A 2,038-nucleotide genomic window follows, 5' to 3' on the forward strand; every position below is an offset into this window, starting at 1 on the left:
TACGAATGCAATAAATAACCTAGGCAGGCCTTAATTTGGGTATTTAGCACGAGGTTATATTTCAACCATTATACCCCTTTATGGGTTCTATAAACCTTTAATAGCTGCACCTAACGCCTTAATTAACCTGCGATTACCAGCTCGATCACTTAAAGCAACCCTTAAGTAATTCTCATTTAAACCCCTAAAACTGCGGCAATCACGCAAAAGAATATGATGCTTTTGCTCAAGTGCTAATCGCAAAGGTTCCAAACTCTTTTTGCCATGAAGTAAGAAATAATTAGCAGCCGATGGCATTGGCGTGATGCCATCAAGTTGCTGCAACTGCTGAAATAACCAAGCGCCTTCTTTTGCTACCCACTGCTGCACTTTTTTTGTCCAGCCATGATCTGCCAAAAGTGGGGCACCCATTGCGGCTGCAAGCCCGTTTACAGGCCATGGATCACGCCATGAGGCCCAACGGGCTAGGCGTTCTGGAGCCCCAAGGGCATAACCAAGCCGTAAACCTGCCACAGCAAATAATTTTGTGAGGCTACGCACCACCACAAGATTTGGATATTTATTAATTAGTGGCACTAAAGACTGCTGCTCGCCACTGGGCACTAACGCTAAAAAAGCTTCATCCACAATCACAAGTTCAAAATTCTGCAGCAAGGGCTCAATGCTTGCGGCACTCCATAGTTGCCCGCTTGGGTTATGGGGATTTGTAATCCAGATTGCTTTGCCAGCACCATGCGGCAATCGGTTTTGCAGTGCCGCTTCGAAGCACTGCGGAAATTCAGCACTCCATTGCAATTGCAATGCTAGAAACTCCACCTGGGCGCCCCAACAGGCCAACGCTCTTTGGTAATCAAAAAAACCAGGTTGCGGCAATAGGTTCTGAAATGCTGCGGCATCCCTTGCTGCCCAGGTAAAAAGTTCGGCAGCACCATTACCGGGTAACACCTGTTCTGGAGCTAACTGATGCTGATCTGCAATCGCTTTGCACAGCAATGCATAACGGCGATCTGGATAAGGAACTAATTCATCCCGCAAGGCTTTTTTTATTGCCCGTGGCAACCATGGCGGCGGACCAAACGGCACCAAAGAAGCACTTAAATCCAGCAGCTGCTGGGGTTTACAACCAAGCGCTTCTGCCCGTTCCTGACGGTTTCCACCATGGCGATGGCTAATTAGCGGTAATTGATCTGGCACCACATCAGTTTGCTTGTGAATTGGAGCGTTAGCCGATACAACAAGAGCAATGGCATCTTTTATGTGGCAAAAGCCAACCATTGGCTGCTTACCCCTGCCTTTGCATTGCTGCTAATGGCGGCTGGTAAAGGGCTTGCAAACCCTGATTTAATATTGCAATTACTAGATAAAAAAAGCTGCCCTGCTTGCAACCTGCAACGGGCAGATTTGGTTTATGGGCAATTACAAGGCGCTAATTTAAAAAAAGCAAAACTAATAGAAGCAAATTTAGGCCGTGCTGATTTAAGTGGTGCGGATTTAAGAGGTGCAGATTTAAGGGAGGCAAGCCTGCAGGGGGCAAATCTAAATCGGGCTGATTTAAGGGGCGCAAAGCTAGAAGGCACTGATCTGCGATCAGCTGATCTCAGCAATGCAAAGCTTGATATTGATCAATTAGCAAATAGTTATATAGAAGGCGCAAAAGGTATCCCAAGCCAAGCGCGTAGCTACTCCGAATTACATAATGCAGGCGTTAAAGCAGCTTTAGCTAGTAAACATCCAGAAGCAGAACAACGATTTGGAGAAGCGATTGCAAAGAAACCTAGCGCTGCTATTAGCTGGATGGCACGGGGTATCAGCCGCCAAGAACAGGGCCGCAATGGGGAGGCCGCAAACGATCTTGCTTATGCGGGGCAGTTATATCAAGAAGCCGGCGAAGTGCAATTAGCAAAACAATTAAAAGATGCTTCTGTAGCGCTTAATAAAGGGCCTGCAACACAAACCGGCAATGGATGGGGCAGCCAAATGCTGGGGGGAGCTTGGAGTTTAATGCAACAATTAGCACCATTGGCATTAAAGATGATGG

2 protein-coding genes are annotated in these 2,038 nt (G+C 47.0%); one reads left to right on the forward strand and one right to left on the reverse strand.

Annotated features, from left to right (window positions below; all coding sequences use genetic code 11):
• Positions 1-87: 87 nt before the first annotated feature.
• The gene (gene cobD / locus KB557_RS11105; protein WP_255134203.1) at positions 88-1,275 is read right to left on the reverse strand and encodes a threonine-phosphate decarboxylase CobD; all 1,188 of its coding nucleotides are present in this window, start codon (positions 1,273-1,275) and stop codon (positions 88-90) included.
• On the opposite strand from cobD, the gene KB557_RS11110 reads away from it, so the two are divergent.
• The coding region (locus tag KB557_RS11110; RefSeq protein WP_255134205.1) for a pentapeptide repeat-containing protein at positions 1,258-2,038 on the forward strand (781 nt) is incomplete at its 3' end. The genes cobD and KB557_RS11110 overlap by 18 nt on opposite strands.

Origin of the sequence: Synechococcus sp. Cruz CV12-2-Slac-r (assembly GCF_024346075.1) — a bacterium.
Lineage (GTDB): Bacteria > Cyanobacteriota > Cyanobacteriia > PCC-6307 > Cyanobiaceae > Synechococcus_D.

Bases quoted from the DNA above. Each gene is read 5' to 3' on its own strand.
- cobD (WP_255134203.1), bottom strand. From the start codon at position 1,275: ATGGTTGGCTTTTGCCACATAAAAGATGCCATTGCTCTTGTTGTATCG.